Annotated in this window: 13 protein-coding genes and 1 riboswitch; of the genes, 2 read left to right on the forward strand and 11 right to left on the reverse strand. The window is 70.8% G+C overall.

What is annotated here, in order from left to right; genetic code table 11:
• Nucleotides 1–91: 91 nt before the first annotated feature.
• Complete coding sequence (locus ACZ7LS_RS27915; RefSeq protein WP_385135807.1) at nucleotides 92–2,986, reverse strand: bifunctional acetate--CoA ligase family protein/GNAT family N-acetyltransferase; 2,895 nt, start codon at nucleotides 2,984–2,986, stop codon at nucleotides 92–94.
• A 176-nt stretch (nucleotides 2,987–3,162) separates the two neighbouring features.
• Between ACZ7LS_RS27915 and ACZ7LS_RS27920 the strand changes: the two genes are divergently transcribed.
• The gene (locus ACZ7LS_RS27920; protein ID WP_030350167.1) at nucleotides 3,163–3,444 is read left to right on the forward strand and encodes an HPr family phosphocarrier protein; all 282 of its coding nucleotides are present in this window, start codon (nucleotides 3,163–3,165) and stop codon (nucleotides 3,442–3,444) included.
• Between the two features lie 118 nt (nucleotides 3,445–3,562).
• Here ACZ7LS_RS27920 and ACZ7LS_RS27925 read toward each other — a convergent pair whose 3' ends face one another.
• The 4 genes from ACZ7LS_RS27925 to ACZ7LS_RS27940 all read right to left on the reverse strand — a co-directional run bounded on the left by ACZ7LS_RS27925 (nucleotide 3,563) and on the right by ACZ7LS_RS27940 (nucleotide 8,357).
• A complete protein-coding gene (locus ACZ7LS_RS27925) occupies nucleotides 3,563–4,252 on the reverse strand; it encodes a GntR family transcriptional regulator (RefSeq protein WP_382523523.1) in 690 nt (229 codons plus the stop codon).
• 193 nt (nucleotides 4,253–4,445) lie between these two features.
• A complete protein-coding gene (locus tag ACZ7LS_RS27930) occupies nucleotides 4,446–5,222 on the reverse strand; it encodes a M23 family metallopeptidase (protein ID WP_382523520.1) in 777 nt (258 codons plus the stop codon).
• A gap of 13 nt (nucleotides 5,223–5,235) precedes the next feature.
• Nucleotides 5,236–5,401, reverse strand: a riboswitch (cyclic di-AMP (ydaO/yuaA leader).
• A 188-nt stretch (nucleotides 5,402–5,589) separates the two neighbouring features.
• Nucleotides 5,590–6,972, reverse strand: a complete 1,383-nt coding sequence (locus tag ACZ7LS_RS27935; RefSeq protein WP_385135816.1) for a M16 family metallopeptidase — start codon at nucleotides 6,970–6,972, stop codon at nucleotides 5,590–5,592.
• A gap of 17 nt (nucleotides 6,973–6,989) precedes the next feature.
• Entirely contained in the window at nucleotides 6,990–8,357 is a 1,368-nt protein-coding gene (locus tag ACZ7LS_RS27940; RefSeq protein WP_382523709.1) for a M16 family metallopeptidase, read from the reverse strand.
• Between the two features lie 202 nt (nucleotides 8,358–8,559).
• Here ACZ7LS_RS27940 and ACZ7LS_RS27945 point away from each other — a divergent pair, with 202 nt between their 5' ends.
• Nucleotides 8,560–11,010: a DNA gyrase/topoisomerase IV subunit A gene (locus tag ACZ7LS_RS27945; protein ID WP_382523518.1), complete on the forward strand. Its 2,451-nt coding sequence runs from the start codon at nucleotides 8,560–8,562 to the stop codon at nucleotides 11,008–11,010.
• 15 nt (nucleotides 11,011–11,025) lie between these two features.
• Here ACZ7LS_RS27945 and ACZ7LS_RS27950 read toward each other — a convergent pair whose 3' ends face one another.
• From ACZ7LS_RS27950 to ACZ7LS_RS27975, 6 genes are all read right to left on the reverse strand, one after another.
• Nucleotides 11,026–12,243, reverse strand: coding sequence for a CobW family GTP-binding protein (locus ACZ7LS_RS27950; RefSeq protein ID WP_385341629.1), 1,218 nt, complete (start codon nucleotides 12,241–12,243; stop codon nucleotides 11,026–11,028).
• 239 nt (nucleotides 12,244–12,482) lie between these two features.
• Nucleotides 12,483–14,087: a glycoside hydrolase family 13 protein gene (locus tag ACZ7LS_RS27955; protein ID WP_382523513.1), complete on the reverse strand. Its 1,605-nt coding sequence runs from the start codon at nucleotides 14,085–14,087 to the stop codon at nucleotides 12,483–12,485.
• 38 nt (nucleotides 14,088–14,125) lie between these two features.
• Nucleotides 14,126–15,046 carry a carbohydrate ABC transporter permease gene (locus tag ACZ7LS_RS27960; protein WP_382523510.1) on the reverse strand — a complete coding sequence of 307 codons (921 nt, stop codon included), beginning with the start codon at nucleotides 15,044–15,046 and terminating at the stop codon, nucleotides 14,126–14,128.
• A gap of 16 nt (nucleotides 15,047–15,062) precedes the next feature.
• A complete protein-coding gene (locus ACZ7LS_RS27965) occupies nucleotides 15,063–16,019 on the reverse strand; it encodes a carbohydrate ABC transporter permease (RefSeq protein ID WP_382523507.1) in 957 nt (318 codons plus the stop codon).
• 7 nt (nucleotides 16,020–16,026) lie between these two features.
• Nucleotides 16,027–17,376, reverse strand: coding sequence for an ABC transporter substrate-binding protein (locus ACZ7LS_RS27970; protein ID WP_382671974.1), 1,350 nt, complete (start codon nucleotides 17,374–17,376; stop codon nucleotides 16,027–16,029).
• Nucleotides 17,377–17,604: 228 nt separating this feature from the next.
• Complete coding sequence (locus tag ACZ7LS_RS27975) at nucleotides 17,605–18,615, reverse strand: LacI family DNA-binding transcriptional regulator (protein WP_382523501.1); 1,011 nt, start codon at nucleotides 18,613–18,615, stop codon at nucleotides 17,605–17,607.
• Nucleotides 18,616–18,627: the final 12 nt, after the last annotated feature.

Below are 18,627 nucleotides of genomic sequence, written 5' to 3' on the forward strand. Positions count from 1 at the left end.
ATCCTACGGTGGCCGGGTGGCTGCCGGAGACGCTCCGCAGGGGCCTCATCCGGCCGGAACCTCAGGGACCGGACCGGCGGCCCGGCGCCGGTCAGTAGCTGGGGAGGCTGCGCGGGCCGAGGTCGTCGCGGGCGGGCGCCGGTGCGAGCCGGACGTTCGCGCCGAGGACGGTCAGTCCACGCGTGGCGACGACCACGGGCTCCAGGGTGACGGAGACGATCTCGGGGTGGTCGTCGACCAGCCGGGAGACCCGCAGGAGCAGTTCCTCCAGCGCGAGGGTGTCGACCGGGGTGGAGCCGCGCCAGCCGAACAGGAGGGGCGCCGAGCGGATGGACCGGATCTGCTCGGCGACGTCGCGGTCGGTGGCCGGTACGAGCCGGTGGGCGAGATCGCCGAGGAGTTCGGAGGGCGCGCCGGCGAGCCCGAAGGAGAGCACGGCTCCGGCGGCGGCGTCGATGGCGGCCCGAACGACGGTGTCCACGCCGCGCGGGGCCATGGCCTGGACGACGGGCCGCAGCTCGGCGGGGCCGCCGAGGGACTCGGTCAGTTCGCGGTGGGCGAGGCGCAGTTGTGCCTCGTCGGCGAGGTCGAGCCGTACGCCCCCGAGGTCGGAGCGGTGGCGCAGATGGGGCGCGGTCGTCTTGAGCGCGACGGGGTAGCCGAGCCGGTGCGCGGCGGCCACGGCGTCGTCGGGACCTGGCGCGGGGAGGGTGGGCCGTACGGGGATGCCGTACAGCCCGAGCAGTTCCCGGGTGTCGGCCCCGCCGAGCGGCACGCCGTGGGGGTCGGGCGCGTCTCCGAGCAGCCGCGCGATGAGCGCGGCGGCCGCGCTCTCGTCGATGGCGTCGTCGAGGTACTCGGGCACCTTGCCCGGCTCGGCGCTCTGCCGTCGCCACTGCGCGTACCGGACGGCTTCGGCGAGCGCGCGGACGGCGCGTTCCGCGGCGGGATAGGCGGGGATGCGGCCGGAGGCGGCGGGGGCGGGCGGTACGGCAGACGCGGGCGGCACACCGGGGGCTGAAGGAGTCGGCGGTGAGGCGGGGGCGGGCGGTGCGGCGGCGGGGCGCGCAGGCGCGGGCGGGGGCGCGTCGGTGGAGATGGGGGCGGACCCGGCCGGGCCTCGCGCGCTGCCCTCCACCGCCGCCAGTGCCTCCGCCAGGCCCTCGATCTCCACATGGACCACCGCGACCGGCTTCCCCGGGGCGCTCGTCACGGTCTCGCGCAGTACGGTGCCCAGCGCGCCGCCGTTGGCGGGGTCCGTCGTACCGGTCTCCCCCACGTGCGGGATCGCGGTCACCACCACCGCGTCGACGGCCGGGTCGGACAGGGCCGGGGCGAGGGCGGCGCGGAAGTCCTCCGGGGTCGCGGCGGTGGTGAGGTCGCGGGGCGGCAAGGGGCGCAGGCCCTCCGTCAGACAGGCGTCGTAGGTGAGCAGGCCGAGGGATTCGGAGTTGCCGAGGATCGCCACGCGCGGGCCGGCCGGCAGGGGCTGGGAGGCGAGCAGGAGGCCCGCGTCGACCAGTTCGGTGACCGTGTCGACCCGGATCACCCCGGCCTGCCGCAGCAGCGCCGAGACCGTCGCGTCCGGGATACGGGTGACCGGCACCGCGTGGCCGGGCGGCGCGCTGCCGCTGTGCCGCGCTCCCTTGACGACCACGACCGGCTTCAGCGCCGCCGTACGACGGGCGAGCCGGGTGAACTTGCGCGGGTTGCCGATCGATTCGAGGTAGAGGAGGGCGACATCGGTGTCCGGGTCCTCGTACCAGTACTGGAGGATGTCGTTGCCGGAGACGTCCGCGCGGTTGCCCGCGGAGATGAAGGACGACAGGCCCGCGCCGCGCCGGTAGAGCCCGGAGAGCAGGGCGATGCCGATGGCTCCCGACTGGGTGAACAGCCCGATACGGCCCCGGTCGGGCGGCTCGGGCGCGAGCGAGGCGTTCAGCCTGACGGCCTCGGCCGTGTTGATGATCCCGAACGCGTTGGGTCCGATGATGCGCATCCCGTACGAGCGGGCCTGCCGCACCAGTTCGCGCTGGCGTTCCCGGCCCTCGGCGCCGCTCTCCGCGTAACCGGCGGAGAGGACCACCAGACCGCGGACACCGTGCCGGCCGCAGTCCGCGACCGCTTCCGGCACCCGCTCCGCCGGTACGGCGAGTACCGCGAGGTCGACCGGGTCGCCGATCGCCGCGACGGACCGGAAGGCGGGGACGCCGTCCAGCTCGGCCAGGTCCTCGGCGAAGGCGTGGTTCACCGCGTACACGCGTCCGGTGAAGCCCGCTTCGAGCAGATTGCGCAGGACCGTGCGGCCGACGCCGCCGGGCGCGCGTCCGGTGCCGACGACGGCGACCGAGCCGGGCGTGAGCAGGCGCTGCACCGAGCGCGCCTCGGCGCGCTGTTCGCGGCCACGCTGCACGGCGAGGGATTCCGCGGTGGGTTCGAGGTCCAGGGTGAGACGTACGGAGCCGTCCTCGAAGCTGCGCTTCTGCGTGTAGCCGGCGTCCCGGAACACCTTGATCATCTTGTTGTTGGCAGGCAGGACCTCGGCGGCGAAGCGCCGGATGCCCCGTTCGCGGGCGACCGCCGCGATGTGTTCGAGCAGGGCCGAGGCGACACCGCGTCCCTGGTGCGCGTCCTGGACGAGGAAGGCGACCTCGGCCTCGTCGGCGGGCGCGGCCGCCGGGAGCCCGCGCTCGTCGATGCGGTCGTACCGTACGGTCGCGATGAACTCGCCGCCCACCGTCACGGCGAGGCCCACCCGGTCCACGTAGTCGTGGTGGGTGAAGCGGTGCACGTCCCGGTCGGAGAGACGCGGGTAGGGGGCGAAGAACCGGTAGTACTTCGACTCGTCGGAGACCTGTTCGTAGAAGCTGACCAGCCGCTCCGCGTCGGCGGTGGTGATGGGCCTGATCCGCGCGGTGCCTCCGTCGCGCAGCACCACGTCCGCTTCCCAGTGATCGGGGTACGCATGGTCCGGCGGCGTCTCCATGGGCAAAGCCTACGGCGCGGGCGCCGCCACGGCCCGGGGTCCGGGGCAGGTACGGCACCGGGGGCGAGGTCCGTCCGGTGCCGGGGGCGTGGTCCGTCCCGGGGCGGCACCGGAGCAATTCGTGGCACATGAGACGCTGGTCTAGACATCGTTTTTGAGACTTGAAGGGCAACACCATGGCTGAGCGCCGCGTCAATGTCGGCTGGGCCGAGGGCCTGCACGCCCGTCCCGCCTCCATCTTCGTCCGCGCCGCCACGGCCGCCGGCGTCCCGGTGACGATCGCGAAGGCCGACGGCAACCCCGTCAACGCCGCGTCGATGCTCGCGGTGCTCGGCCTGGGCGCGCAGGGCGGCGAGGAGGTCGTCCTCGCTTCCGAGGCGGAGGGCGCCGACGCCGCTCTCGACCGGCTGGCGAAGCTGGTCGCGGAAGGGCTCGACGAGCTTCCCGAGACGGTCTGAGCGTATTTCCACGACGGAGCCGGGGTCCACTGAATTCAGTGGACCCCGGCTCCGTTTTCCATGCGGGCAGCAAAAAGGACAGCCGGGCTATTTCTCTTCTTTGTATACGGCGTGATTGTTAATTGCGGACGCTCGCGATGTTTACGGCATGTTGCGAAACCCTCACCTTTTCCCGGCCGCGCTCCGGTCGCTTCAGCCGGTGCGCCGCCGCCGTACGCTCCGCGTGCAGCGCCGTCAGCGTCCGCGCCCGCTCCGCGTCGCCACGCGCCACGGCGTCCACGATCGCGCCGTGCTCCGCCCAGGACTCCAGGGGGCTGGCGGGCTGGTCGACCACGTACATCCAGGCGATCTTGTGCCGGAGCTGGGTGAGCGGGGCGGTGAGCGCCGGGCTTCCCGACGCCTGCGTGAGCGTCTCGTGGAACCAGGCGCCCAGTGAGCGCAGATCCTCGCCCTGGCCTCTGCGGGCCCGCTCCTGCCCCAGTCTGACCAGGCCGCGCAGGACCTTGAGATGGGCTTCCGTACGGCGCTGGGCGGCGCGCGCGGCGCCCAGCGGCTCCAGCAGCAGCCGCACGTCGAGCAGGTCGGCCGCCTCCTGCTCCGTGGGCTCGGCCACACAGGCGCCGACATGGCGGCGGGTGGTCACGAAGCCCTCCGACTCCAGCGTGCGCAGGGCTTCGCGCACCGGGACGCGGGAGACGCCGTAGCGCCGTGCCAGGTGCTCCTCCGTGAGCCGGCTGCCGCGTTCGAATACGCCGGAGATGATGTCGTCGCGAATAGCCGTGCATACCGAGTGCGCGGGAATGCGCATGTCCGAACCTCCGCCTTAATCCGCGCGAAACGCTGCCGATCGACGCCTGTTCCGTGACTCTATTGCAATCATCGCGAATTTCCGATGGGTGCCCGGAATCCATGGATATCTTTTGGCCAGCGGACCGCGGCGGGCGCGGACGCGACGCCGAAGGCCCCGGCGCTGCGCCGGGGCCTTCGGGGGGGCGGAGTGGTCAGACGTTCACGCCGTGCGCGCGCAGATACGCGACGGGGTCGATGTCCGAGCCGTAGTCGGGGCCCGTCCTGGCCTCGAAGTGGAGGTGCGGCCCGGTGACGTTGCCGGTCGCGCCCGAGACGCCGATCCGCTGCCCCGGGGTGACGCTCTGGCCGACGGCGACGCCGATCGAGGAGAGATGGCCGTACTGGGTGTACGTGCCGTCGCTCATCCGCAGCACGATGTTGTTGCCGTACGAGCCGCCCCAGCCCGCCTCGACCACGGTGCCCGCGCCCACGGCCACGACGGACGTGCCGGAGGCGGCGCGGAAGTCGACGCCCGAGTGGCTGCCGGAGGACCAGAGCGAGCCGCCCGCCCGGTAACCGGTGGTGACGTACGAGCCGGCGATGGGGAGCTGGAAGGCGTTGAGGCGTTCGCGCTCGGCGGCCCGCGCCGCGCGCTCCTTCTCCGCGCGGAGCTCCTGGGCGCGGGCCTCCGCCTTGCGCGCCGCCTCCGCCTTCGCCGCGGCCCTCGCCCTGACCTCGGCGGCGGCCCGGCGCTGCGCGTCGGCCTGGGCGTCGATGGTGCCGGCGAGGGAGTCGTTGATGACCAGGGCCTGGGCAAGACCGGTCGGCCGGGCGGCGGCCACGCCGGTGTCGGCGGCGAGCGCCGGGGAAGCGGCGAGGGTGCTGATGACGCCGGTGGCGGCGAGGGTCGCGGCACCCGCGACGCCCGCGCTCCTGCGGCTCATACGGCTGCGGGCACGATGCTTCCCGGTGGCACGGGTGAACGCCATGGGGTGGCTGGTCCTTTCCTTCCTTCTCGCCTACCGGGTTAGCTGACGGGTTCGGAGCAGGAAGGTCTCCTACGGGCGTGCCTGCCACTCACGGCGGCGACACCCGATTCACCCCAGGGACTTCGTGGGTCCCCGGCTCCCCAGGCTCGCGCCTGACGGGGACTCGGCGATGACTGTCCGGTGCCGCGGACGCGGCGCAACTGGCGGACAGCCGGACCGACGTTAAGCGGGTGGTCTTTCAATCACCAAACAGACAGGCCCCTTTGTAGCGCACACCACAGGGCAGACAACCACCCTCCCCCTCAAAGAGGGACATAAAGGGAAACCCCGGCGGCCGAAGCCACCGGGGTTCCACGAAGAGGCCGGATCAGCCCGTGACGACCGTCACTTCGCCGATCCCGAGAGCCGTGACCGGCTCCTTGATCTGCGCGGCGTCACCGACGAGCACGGTGACGAGCCGGTCCACCGGGAAGGCGTTGACGGCCGCGGCCGTCGCCTCGACGGTGCCGGTCTCGGCCAGCCGCGCGTACAGCTGCGCCTGGAAGTCGTCCGGCAGGTACTGCTCGACCTGGTCGGCCAGCGTGCTCGCGACGGAGGCCGCCGTCTCGTACTTCAGCGGGGCCACCCCCACCAGGTTCTGGACGGCCACATCGCGCTCGGCGTCGGTCAGCCCCTCGGCCGCGAGGGTGCGCAGCACCTTCCAGAGGTCGTCCAGCGCCGGGCCGGTGGACGCGGTGTCCACGGAGCCGCTGATGGCGAGCATCGCCGCGCCGGCCGCACCGCCCGGCGCGTCGGGCGCCGAGGAGCGCAGCACCTGGCCGAAGGCCCGTACGCCGTAGGTGTAGCCCTTCTCCTCGCGCAGCACCCGGTCGAGCCGGGAGGTGAGCGTGCCGCCCAGGCAGTACGTGCCGAGGACCTGGGCGGGCCAGACCCGGTCGTGCCGGTCGGCGCCGATGCGGCCGATCAGCAGCTGGGTCTGGACGGCGCCGGGGCGGTCCACGATCACCACACGGCCCGTGTCGTCGGCGGTCACGGGCGGCATGGGACGGGGGGCGACGGTGTCGCCGGTCCAGGTGCCGAGGGTGTCGGCGAGGATCTTGTCGAGATCGACGCCGGTGAGATCACCGACGATCACAGCGGTGGCCGTGGCGGGGCGCACATGCGCCTCGTAGAAGGCGCGCACGCCCGCGGCGTCGATGCGCTCCACCGTCTCCTCGGTGCCCTGGCGCGGCCGTGACATGCGCGAGGAGGCCGGGAACAGCTCCTTGGACAGCTGCTTGGCGGCGCGGCGGCCCGGGTTGGCGGTCTCGTGCGGGATCTCGTCGAGACGGTTGCGTACGAGCCGCTCGACCTCGCTGTCCGCGAAGGCGGGGGCCCGCAGCGCCTCGGCGAGCAGACCGAGCGCCTTGGGCAGCCTGGAGACGGGGACCTCCAGGGAGATCCGGACGCCCGGGTGGTCGGCGTGCGCGTCGAGCGTGGCGCCGCAGCGCTCCAGCTCGGCGGCGAACTCCTCGGCGCTGCGCTTGTCGGTGCCCTCGGAGAAGGCCCGCGCCATGATGGTGGCGATGCCGTCGAGCCCCTCGGGCTCGGCGTCCAGCGGGGCGTCGAGATTGATCTCGACCGCCACCACCTGCTGGCCGGGACGGTCGCAGCGCAGCACCGTCAGTCCGTTGTCGAGAGCGCCGCGCCCGGGGGCGGGGAAGGCCCAGGGCCTGGCCTCGCCGGCTGTCGGACGCGGGTGGAAGTCCATGGTCACGGCAGCGTCGGTCACTGGTCCGCCCCCTCGTGCTCGTCGGTCTCGTCTTCATCGGCGGAGGCGTCGTCGCCGTCGGCGGTGACCGGTTCGTAGACCAGCACCGCGCGGTTGTCGGGGCGCAGCCGCGCCGCGGCGACGGCCCGTACCTCTTCCGCGGTGACGTCCAGGACGCGGGTCACGGCGGTCAGCGCCAGCTGCGGGTCGCCGAAGAGCACGGCGTACCTGCACAGTTCGTCGGCGCGGCCGGCGACCGTACCGAGCCGGTCCAGCCACTCGCGCTCCAGCTGGGCCTGGGCCCGCTCCATCTCCTCGGCGGTCGGGCCCTCCGCGGCGAAGCGTGCCAGCTCGTCGTCGACCGCTGTCTCGATCTCCGGGACCTCGACCCCGCCGGACGTCTTCACGTCCAGCCAGCCGAGGGAGGGCGCGCCCGCCAGGCGCAGCAGTCCGAAGCCCGCGGCGACCGCGGTCTGGTCGCGGCGCACCAGCCGGTTATGGAGCCGGGAGGACTCGCCGCCGCCGAGGACGGTCAGCGCCAGGTCCGCGGCGTCGCACTCGCGGGTGCCGTCGTGCGGCAGCCGGTACGCGGCCATCAGGGCGCGGGCCGGGACCTCCTCGTGGATCTCCTCGCGCAACTGCTCACCGATGGTGTCGGGGAGCGAACCGTCGCGCGGCGGCTGCTTGCCGTCGTGGGAGGGGATCGAGCCGAAGTACTTCTCGATCCAGCCGAGCGTCTGCTCGGGGTCGATGTCGCCGACGACCGAGAGCACCGCGTTGTTCGGCGCGTAGTTCGTACGGAAGAACGCGCGGGCGTCCTCCAGGGTCGCCGCGTCCAGGTCGGCCATCGAGCCGATCGGGGTGTGGTGGTACGGATGGCCCTCGGGGTACGCGAGCGCGGTCAGCCGCTCGAAGGCCGTACCGTAGGGCACGTTGTCGTACCGCTGGCGGCGCTCGTTCTTGACGACGTCCCGCTGGTTCTCCATGGACTCGTCGTCGAGCGCGGCGAGCAGCGAGCCCATCCGGTCGGCTTCCAGCCAGAGCGCCAGCTCCAGCTGGTGGGTGGGCATCGTCTCGAAATAGTTGGTGCGCTCGAAGCTGGTGGTGCCGTTCAGGGAGCCGCCGGCCCCCTGCACCAGCTCGAAGTGGCCGTTCCCCTTCACCTGCGCCGAGCCCTGGAACATCAGGTGCTCGAAGAGGTGGGCGAGTCCCGTACGGCCCTTGACCTCGTGCCGTGAGCCGACGTCGTACCAGAGGCACACCGCGGCGACCGGGGTCAGGTGGTCCTCGGAGAGCACCACGCGCAGGCCGTTGGCCAGGCGGTGCTCGGTCGCTGTCAGGCCGCCGGAACCGGCCTGCGCTGTGGCCGTGTGACCCATGGGCATGTACGTCCCTTCGATCGCGATATGGAGAAGTCCTGCCACTGTATGCAAGCGTGCTCGCACCTGGCGAAGTTCCCGGTGCCGCACACCCCCGGCGCGTGCTCAACGACGGGTCGAGGTCGGGGTTGTCAGTGGCGCGGTCCACAATGGTCCGCGTCAGTCAGAGAAGTTGCCGTTCAGAACCTGTGAAGGAGCCGCAGCAGCGATGGCCCGCCGCAGCACGAAGACCCCGCCGCCGGAGGACTTCGAGGAGAAGATCCTCGACATCGACGTGGTCGATGAAATGCAGGGCTCCTTCCTCGAGTACGCCTACTCGGTGATCTACTCCCGGGCCCTGCCGGACGCCCGCGACGGTATGAAGCCGGTGCACCGCCGCATCGTGTACCAGATGAACGAGATGGGCCTGCGCCCCGACCGCGGCTATGTGAAGTGCGCGCGTGTCGTCGGTGAGGTGATGGGCAAGCTCCACCCACACGGAGACGCGTCGATCTACGACGCCATGGTCCGCATGGCGCAGCCGTTCTCGATGCGGCTGCCGCTGGTGGACGGCCATGGCAACTTCGGTTCGCTCGGCAACGACGACCCGCCGGCCGCCATGCGTTACACCGAGTGCCGGATGGCCGACGCCACGTCACTGATGACGGAGTCGATCGACGAGGACACCGTCGATTTCGAGTCAAATTACGACGGCCAGGAGCGGGAACCGGTCACGCTTCCGGCCGCGTATCCGAACCTGCTGGTCAATGGCGCCTCCGGGATCGCGGTCGGGATGGCGACGAACATGCCGCCGCACAATCTCGGGGAGGTCGTGGCGGCGGCGCGCCATCTGATCAAGCACCCCGGCGCCGACCTGGACACGCTGATGCGTTTCGTGCCGGGTCCCGATCTGCCCACCGGTGGCCGGATCGTCGGGCTGACCGGCATCAAGGACGCCTACGAGAAGGGCCGGGGGACGTTCAAGATCCGGTCCACCGCGACGGTGGAGGACGTCTCCGCGCGCCGCAAGGGCCTGGTCATCACGGAACTGCCGTTCACGGTCGGTCCGGAGAAGGTGATCGCGAAGATCAAGGATCTGGTCTCCGCCAAGAAGCTCCAGGGCATCGCGGACGTCAAGGACCTCACGGACCGCGCGCACGGACTGCGGCTGGTCATCGAGATCAAGAACGGCTTCGTGCCCGAGGCGGTGCTCGAACAGCTCTACAAGCTGACGCCGATGGAGGAGACCTTCGGGATCAACAATGTGGCGCTGGTCGACGGCCAGCCGCTGACGCTGGGTCTGAAGGAACTGCTGGAGGTCTACCTCGACCACCGCTTCACGGTGGTGCGGCGGCGCAGCGAGTTCCGGCGGACGAAGCGGCGTGACCGGCTTCACCTGGTCGAGGGACTGCTCGTCGCGCTCATCGACATCGATGAGGTCATCCGGCTCATCCGGTCGAGCGACAACTCCGCGCAGGCCAAGGAGCGGCTGATCGAGCGCTTCTCGCTCAGCGACATCCAGACGCAGTACATCCTGGACACGCCGCTGCGCCGGCTCACCCGGTTCGACCGGATCGAGCTGGAGAGCGAGCGCGACCGGCTCAACGGCGAGATCGACGAGCTGACCGGCATCCTGGAGTCGGACACCGAGCTGCGCAAGCTGGTCTCGTCCGAACTGGCCGCGGTGTCCAAGAAGTTCGGGACCCCGCGGCGCACGGTGCTGCTGGAGTCGGCGAGTTCGTCCGTCGCGTCGGTGCCGCTGGAGGTCGCGGACGACCCGTGCCGGGTGCTGCTCTCGTCCACCGGTCTGCTGGCCCGTACGGCCAACGGCGAGCCGCTGGAGGGCGGCGACGGCAAGCGCGTCAAGCACGATGTGATCGTCTCGGCCGTGCCGGCGACGGCGCGCGGTGACGTCGGCGCGGTGACCTCCGCCGGCCGGCTGCTGCGGATCGCGGTGATCGACCTGCCCCAGCTGCCGGACACGGCCTCGGCGCCGAATCTGTCGGGCGGGGCGCCGGTCTCGGAGTTCCTCGCGCTGGAGGGTGACGAGAAGCTGGTCTGTCTGACCACGCTGGACGAGTCGTCCCCGGGGCTCGCGCTGGGCACGCTCCAGGGCGTCGTCAAGCGGGTGGTGCCCGACTATCCGTCCAACAAGGACGAGCTGGAGGTCATCAGCCTCAGGGAGGGCGACCGGATCGTCGGCGGCGCGGAGCTGCGGACGGGCGAGGAGGATCTGGTCTTCATCACCTCCGACGCCCAGTTGCTGCGCTATCCGGCCTCGCAGGTACGGCCGCAGGGCCGGCCCGCGGGCGGTATGGCGGGAGTCAAGCTCACCGAGGGCGCCTCGGTGATCTCGTTCACCGCGGTGGATCCGGCGGCGGACGGCGTGGTCTTCACGATCACCGGGTCGCACGGCACGCTGGACGATTCGGTGCGTACGGCCAAGCTCACCCCGTTCGACCAGTACCCGCGCAAGGGCCGGGCGACGGGCGGTGTGCGCTGTCACCGGTTCCTGAAGGGCGAGGACATGCTGGTCCTGGCCTGGGCGGGCGCGAGTCCGGCGCGGGCGGCGACGAAGACCGGTGCTCCGGTGGAGCTGCCGGAGCCCGACCCGCGCAGGGACGGTTCGGGCACGCCGTTCGCGAAGGCGGTCGAGACACTGGCGGGCCCCGCGCACTGACGGCGGCCGGTCAGCTCACGGCATGTACGGCGACTCCGGGTCCGGGCCTTCGGGCTCGGACCCGGAGTCGCCTCCGTGCTCGGGATCGGACCCGGGGTCGGCCCCGTCCTCGGGCTCGGTCAGGTCGGGTACGTAGCGCAGGACGCCCCACATACCGCTCTCGTCGACGACGGCGTCCCGCGCCGGCGTTGCCCGTGGTTCCCGCTCCTCGCAGGCCTCCAGCTCCTTGAGCAGGGCCTCCCGGTCGATCCCCGAGCCGATCAGCACCAGTTGGGTGAGGCGTTCCGCACCGCCGCCCCAGGGCGCCGGGTGGAAGCGCAGCGACCGGCCGACCGCGTGCAGGGCATAGCGGTTGGCCGGGTCGGCCGCGCCGAAGTCGACGAATCCCTTGATCCGGTAGAGCCCCGGGGGCCGGGAGTCGAGGAAGGCCATGAGCCGCCGCGGGTTCATCGGGGCCCCGGCGGTGAAGGACACGCTCTCGTAGGCCGCGTGAAGGTGGCCGTCGTGGGAGGCGTGTCCGTCGTGTGCGAAGTGGTCGTCGTGTGCGTCGCGCGTGTCCTCGTACAGGTCCTCGTACAGGTCCTCGTACAGGTCCTCGAAGGAGAGCTGGCGGACCTTCTCCTCCTCGTCGGGACGGACCGCGGGATCGAAGAGCAGTTCCGGGTCGATCCGGCCGTACGAGGCGGAGACCACCGGCGTCCCCGGGCCCAGTCCGTCCAGGGTCGCGAGGATGCGCCGGTGTTCCGCCTCCGGGACCCGGTCGGTCTTGTTGAGCACGACGAGATCGGCGATCGAGATATGCCGGTCGATCTCGGGATGGCGCGCGCGGGTGGCGTCGAACTCGGCGGCGTCGACGACCTGGACCAGCCCCCCGTACACGGCGTGCGGATGGTCGCCGGTGAGGATCATCCGGACGAGTTCCTGCGGTTCCGCCAGTCCGCTGGCCTCGATGACGACGATGTCGATCCGGGCGGACGGCCGGGTCAGCCGCTCCAGGTAGCCGTCGAGTTCGCTCGCGTCCACGGCGCAGCACAGACAGCCGTTGCCGAGCGAGACCGTCGAGCCGACCTGCCCGGCGACCGTCATCGTGTCGATCTCGATGGCGCCGAAGTCATTGACGACCACCGCGATCCTGTTGCCCGCGCGGCGGCGCAGCAGATGGTTGAGCAAGGTCGTCTTGCCCGATCCCAGAAAGCCGGTGAGGACGACCACCGGGATCTGCTTCCTGCTCACGCGCGCGCCTCCGTGCCGTGCCGGGTCCGGTGCGTCCCGCTCAGCCGTGCCGGCACCGGCGGGGCGGGGGCGGTCCCACGTACCGGGCCGCCGGGCGGATGATCGTGGAATCCACCGCCCGCTCCAGGATATGGGCGCTCCGGCCGACCGCGTCGGGCGGCACAACGGCCCCCGTCCTGAGCGGACGAGGGCCGTACGGCAGGGCCTGGCGGGGTGCCCGGACGAGTGGGTCCGGCGGCTCAGCTCCGCAGCCAGGCCGCCGTGTCCCGCGGCAGCCGCCCGTCGTCCAACGGGCCGCTGGTGAGCAGGACACGTGTGTGGGCGGGCAGTTCCGCCGGTTCCTCCGCGAGGTTGACGGCACAGACCAGACCGTCGGTACGGGCGAAGGCCAGCACCCCAGGAGCGGCCTCCAGCCAGCTCATCGGCCCGTCCCCGAAGCCCGGTTCCGTACGGCGCAGCCGCAGGGCCTCGCGGTAGAGGGTGAGCATCGACGCCGGATCGGCCCCCTGGAGGTCCGCGGCGTACGAGGCCCATGACTCCGGCTGCGGGAGCCACGGTTCGGCCGTCGAGCCGAATCCCGCGTACGGCTCGCCCGCCGTCCAGGGCAGCGGCACCCGGCAGCCGTCACGCCCCGGGTCCGTGCCGCCGGAGCGGAAGTGCATCGGGTCCTGGATCCGGTCGCGCGGGATCTCCACCTCGGGCAGCCCCAGTTCCTCGCCCTGGTAGAGATAGACGGCGCCGGGGAGCGCCAGCGAGAGCAGCGCGGCGGCGCGCGCCCGGCGGGTGCCGAGGTCCGTGTCGGTCGGGGTGCCGAACGCCTTGGCCGCGAAGTCGAAGCCGCTGGACTCGCGTCCGTACCGGGTGACCGTGCGGGTCACGTCGTGGTTGCAGAGCACCCAGGTGGCCGGGGCGCCGACGGGCGCGTGTTCGGCGACCGTCTCGTCGATCGCGGTCCGCAGCAGGTCCGGGTCCCAGGGGCAGGCCAGGAAGTTGAAGTTGAACGCCGTGTGCAGTTCGTCCGGCCGCAGATAGCGTACGAAGCGCTCGGTGTCGGGCAGCCAGACCTCGCCGACGAAGATGGCGTCGTACTCGTCGGCGATGGAACGCCAGGACCGGTAGATGTCGTGGAGTTCGTCGAGGTCGATGTAGGGGTGCGGGTCGCGGCCCGCGGTGAAGTCCGGCAGCGCCGGGTCCTTGGCGAGCAGCGCGGCCGAGTCGATCCGTACGCCGGCGACGCCGCGCTCGAACCAGAAGCGCAGGACGTCCTCGTGTTCCCGGCGCACCGCGGGATGGGCCCAGTTGAGGTCGGGCTGCTCGGAGGCGAAGAGATGCAGGTACCACTCGCCGTCGTCCAGCCGGGTCCAGGGGGTGCCGCCGAACTCGGAGGTCCAGTCGTTCGGCGGGATCTCACCGTTCTCGCCGCGCCCGGGTCTGAAGTGGAACAGTTCGCGCTCGGGGCTGCCGGAGCCCGCGGCGAGCGCGGCCTTGAACCAGGCGTGCTGGTCGGAGACATGGTTGGGTACGACGTCGATGATCGTACGGATACCCAGTTCCCGTGCCTCGGCGATGAGTTTCTCGGCCTCGGCGAGGGTGCCGAAGGCGGGGTCGATGGCGCGGTAGTCCGCCACGTCGTAGCCGCCGTCGGCGAGGGGCGAGAGATACCAGGGGGTGAACCAGATGGCGTCGACACCGAGTTGCACGAGATACGGCAGCCTCGCCCGTACACCCGCGAGATCTCCGGTGCCGTCTCCGTCACCGTCGGCGAAGCTGCGTACGTAGATCTGGTAGATGGCGGCGTCGCGCCACCAGTTCGAGTCGGCGGGCGCCAGAGGGCTGCCTTTCATGCGACTTCCTTTCACGATGTTCGGCCCTGGGGTCCTGGTCAGCCCTTGGTACTGCCGGCGCTGATGCCGGCGATGATGTGGCGCTGGAACACCAGGAACATCAGGACCATCGGGATACTGGCGATCACCATGGCGGCGATGAGTACCGACAGCGGGATGTTCTGCGACAGCTGGACCAGCGCGACGCTGATGGGTTGTTTGTCGGTGTCCGAGAAGACCATCAGCGGCCAGAGGAAGTCCTGCCAGACGGCGACCAGCGCGAAGATGGAGACCACCCCGAGCACCGGCCGTGACATGGGCAGCAGGATCGACCAGAGCGTACGGAGCTTACCCGCGCCGTCGATCTCGGCCGCCTCCAGCACATCGCGCGGGATCTGGTCGAAGAAACGCTTCAGCAAATAGAGATTGAACGCGTTGGCCACGGCCGGCAGCCAGATCCCCAGCGGGTCGTTGAGCAGGCTGGTGTGGATCAGCGGCAGATCGGCGATGGTCAGGTACTTCGGTACGAGCAGCGCCTGGGCCGGAACCATCAGGGTGGCGAGGATGCCGCCCAGGATCACCTTCCCGAACGCCGGCTTCAGTTTGGACAGGGCGTAGGCCGCCGCCGTGCAGAAGACGAGCTGGAGGATCCAGGCGCCGGTGGCCTGGACCACCGTGTTCCACAGATGGGTGGGCAGCTGCATCAGGTCCCAGGCGTCGGTGTACGCGCTGAGGTGCCAGGTGTCGGGGATCAGCGTCGGCGGCGTCCGCACCAGTTCGTCCGGGGACTTCATGGCCCCGGAGGCCATCCAGTACACCGGGAACAGGAAGGCCAGGACGAACGCGAGGACGACACCGCCGAAGACGATCCAGTAGAGCGTCCTGCCCCGGGTGCTCGCGAGCGCGAGCGGGGAGACGAGGGTGCGTACGGCCGGGGTGCGTACAGCGGGGGTACGTACGGCCGAGGTACGTCGGATCATGCGCCGCGCTCCTCTCTCAGTCGTCGGTGCGGGTGAGCCGCAGATAGAGGGCGGAGAAGAGGCTGAGCACGATCAGCAGCATCACACTCAGGGCGCAGGCCCCGCCGAAGTCGTTGTAGAGGAACGCGTACTTGTAGATCAGATAGAGGATCGTGACCGTGGAGTTCTCCGGTCCGCCGCCGGTGATCACGAAGGGTTCCGTGAACACCTGCATCGTGGCGATGATCTGGAGCAGCATCAGCATCAGGATGATGAAGCGGGTCTGCGGAACGGTCACATGGCGCACGCGCTGCCAGATGCTCGCGCCGTCCAGCTCCGCGGCCTCGTACAGCTCGCCCGGGATGCCCTGGAGCGCGGCGAGGTAGATCAGGACCGTGCCGCCCATGTTCGCCCAGGTCGCGACGATGACGAGCGAGAGGAGCGCGGTGTCGGCGCCGTTGGTCCAGTTCGAGGTGGGCAGATGGAGGAAGCGCAGCGCCTCGTTGGCGAGACCGGCGCCCGGATCGTAGAACCACTTCCACAGCAGGGCGCTGACCACCGGCGGGATCATCACCGGGAGATAGACGACCACACGGAAGAACGCCTTGGCATGGCGCAGTTCGTTGAGGACGAGCGCCATCACGAACGGGACCGCGAAGCCGATCAGCAGGGCGATCAGGGTGAAGGTGAGCGTGTTGCGCCAGGCCGCCCCGAACTCGGGGTCCGCGAAGACATGGGTGAAGTTGGCGGTTCCGACCCACTCCGGAGCCGATCCGGGGGTGTACTTCTGGAAGGCGATGATCACCGCGCGGATCGCCGGGTACCAGGAGAACAGCGCGAAGCAGATGAGGCCGCCGATCAGGAACCCGTAGGCGCGCGCCTGATGGGACAGCCTGCGGCGGAGGGGGCCCGCGGCGGCGCGGCCCGCCGGGCGCGGCCCCGGGGTGGCGGGCGGCGCGGCGGCGGACCGGTGGGGGGCCTGGGCAGTCTTCATCGACGCGTCAGCCTCGCGCCAGGATTCCGTCGATCTTGGACTGCGCGTCCTTCAGGAGACCGTCGATGTCGGCGTCCTTCTTGGTGAGGACCGAGGAGACGGCTCCGTCGAGGACCGAGTAGATCTGCTGGGCCTTCGGCGGCTCCAGCTTCGCGCTGAGCTGCTGGCTGCCGTCCAGGAACGCCTGGTAGTTCTCGACCGGGACGTTGGCGTACTGCTTCTTCAGCTCCTGGTCCTTGGCGTCCGTGGCGCCGGTCCACAGCCGGGGCTCGGGGAGACCGACCGGGGCCTTCAGATCGGCGGCGCGCTTCCAGTTGTTGAGCCCGGTGCCCGGGGCGTTCGTCTGGAACTCCAGCCACTTCAGGCCGGCCCTGATCTGCTCGGGGGAGGCCTTCTTGCTGAACATGTAGCCGTCGCCGCCGATGAGCGTGCCCTTGCCGCCCGGCATGGGGGCGAGCGCGAGGTCCTCGTACTTGCCGCCCTTCTCCTTGACCAGGATCGGCACGTTGTCGGGCGCGGAGATGTACATGCCGAGCTTGCCCGAGCCCATCATCTGCTGGACGTCGTTGAGGATCAGGAGCTGCTTGGTCCCCATCGAGTTGTCGGTCCAGCGCATGTCCTTGAGGGTCTGCAGGACGGCCTTGCCCTCGGGGGTGTCGACGCTCCCCTTCTTGCCGTCCGCGGTGACGACGTCGCCGCCCTGCGAGTAGATCTCGGCGGTGAAGTGCCAGCCGCCCTGGTTCTGCGCGCTGTAGTCGGCGTATCCCACGTAGCCCTTGCCGAGTCCCGCGATCTTCTTGGCGGCGGCGCGGACCTCTTCCCAGGTGGCCGGCGGCTTGGCGGGGTCGAGTCCGGCCTGCTGGAAGAGCTTCTTGTTGTAGAGGAGGCCCATCGAGTAGTTCGTCCGCGGAACGCCGTAGACCTTGCCGTCGACGGTGTAGACGTCGCGCAGCGACTGCTGGATGTCGCTGTAGCCCTTCATGTCCTTCACGTACGACGTGATGTCCGCCGCCTGGTTGATGTCGACGACGTGCTTGGCGTCCGTGAAGTAGGTGTAGAAGACGTCCTCCATCTGACCGCCGGCGAGCTTCGCGTCGAAGGTCTTCGGGTCCTGGCAGGGGAAGGCGTCACGGCCGACGACGTCGATGTCCGGGTTCGCCTTCTCGAACGTCTTCATGTCGTCCTCGAAGTTCTGCCGGTCGATCTTGGCGCTCTTCGGCGGCATGCAGTTCACGGTGATGCTCGTCTTGCCCCCGGCGGTGTCCTCGCTGCCCGAGCCGCACGCGGCCAGACCAGTGAGGGCGAGCGCGGAGGCTATGGCGGCGGTGCAGGTACGGCGGAACCCGGAACGTCTCATCGGTGGGACCCCTCTTGGGCAGGAGCGTGGGAAACCCACAGCTGCTCGCTGTGTGGCGGCGCTCACTCAACCACCAACTACGGATGTCCGCAATATGTCGCCCCGATTTCGCAAATACTTGACAGTTGGTGCGCATGTCCGGTCATCTATATGCGGAACGACCCCGCAACGCGGCGGGCCCCGCACGCTGTTCGCGTGCGGGGCCCGGATCGTGGCGTGCCCGCCTTGTCAGCCGCGCGGGACCTGCGCCGTGGAACCGCGTACCACCAGCTCCGGCTCGAACAGCAGCTCACCGGAGGGCACCGCGCCGCCCTGGATCTGGGCGCTCAGCATCTCGACGGCCGCCCGCCCCATGGCCTCGATGGGCTGCCGGACGGTGGTCAGCGGCGGCTCGGTGCAATTCATGAAAGCGGAGTCGTCGAAGCCGACGACGGACACCTCACGCGGTACGTCGAGACCGCGCCGGCGGGCGGCCCGTACGGCACCGAGCGCCAGCGGGTCGCTCGCGCAGATGATGCCCGTGACACCGCGGTCCAGTAGCCGTGTCGCCGCCGCGTGCCCGCCCTCCAGCGAGAACATGGTCCGCTCGACGTGCTCGTCGGGGAGCTTCGTCCGGGCGGCCTTCGCCGCCGCCAGCGCCGCGGCCAGCTTGCGCCGGGAGGGCACATGGTCGGACGGGCCGAGGACGAGACCGATGCGCTCGTGGCCGAGCGAGGCGAGGTGGCGCCAGGCCTGCTCGACGGCCACGGCGTCGTCGCAGGAGATACAGGGGAAGTCGAGGTTCTCGATCGGCGCGTTGATCAGGACGACCGGGATCTTGCGCTCGGCGAGCAGCCGGTAGTGGTCGTGCGGGGCGTCCGCCTGCGCGAACAGCCCGCCGGCGAAGACCACCCCGGAGACCTGCTGCTGAAGCAGCAGCTCCACATAGTCCGCCTCGGAGACGCCGCCCTTGGTCTGGGTGCACAGCACCGGCGTCAGGCCCTGCTGGGCCAGTGCCCCGCCGATCACTTCGGCGAACGCGGGGAAGATGGGGTTCTGCAACTCCGGCAGCACCAGACCGACGAGCCGGGCGCGCTCGCCCCGCAGCTGTGTCGGCCGCTCGTAACCCAGGACGTCGAGCGCGGTCAGCACCGACTGGCGCGTGGCCTGGGAGACCCCCGGCTTGCCATTGAGCACCCGGCTGACCGTGGCCTCGCTGACCCCAACCTTCTTCGCCACCTGAGCAAGTCGTCGCGTCATACACGCAAGACT

The sequence above is a fragment of the Streptomyces sp. NPDC039430 genome, assembly GCF_055639435.1.